A 438-nucleotide genomic window follows, 5' to 3' on the forward strand; every position below is an offset into this window, starting at 1 on the left:
GCGAAATTCGTGTTCATCGGCGCGGGCGGGGCGTCTCTGACGCTGCTGCAAAAATCCGGTATTCCGGAAGCGCGTGAGTACGGCGGTTTCCCGGTCGGTGGTGAATTCCTGGTGACCGAAAATCAGGACGTGGTGAAACGTCATCTGGCGAAAGTTTATGGCAAAGCTGCTGTGGGCGCGCCACCGATGTCTGTTCCGCATCTCGACACCCGAATTATTGATGGCAAACAGGTTCTGCTGTTCGGGCCGTTCGCCACCTTCTCCAGCAAATTCCTGAAAAACGGTTCCCTGTGGGATTTGTTCGGCAGTGTGAACAGTTCTAACCTGCTGCCGATACCCAGCGTCAGTTTACCGACACTGACCGGCAGAGAAGTGCCCGCCGATACCGCCGCAGAGTGAATATCCGCAAAGGCATTTTCATGTTCATCCACCAGAATC

Annotated in this window: 1 pseudogene; it reads left to right on the forward strand. The window is 55.3% G+C overall.

Going from position 1 to position 438, the window contains the following annotated elements:
• A pseudogene (locus tag ACM615_RS23910) lies at positions 1-351 on the forward strand (malate:quinone oxidoreductase); the annotation flags it as partial.
• Between the last annotated feature and the right edge of the window lie 87 nt (positions 352-438).

The organism is Rahnella sp. PAMC25617, from assembly GCF_050606005.1.
Lineage (GTDB): Bacteria > Pseudomonadota > Gammaproteobacteria > Enterobacterales > Enterobacteriaceae > Rahnella > Rahnella variigena.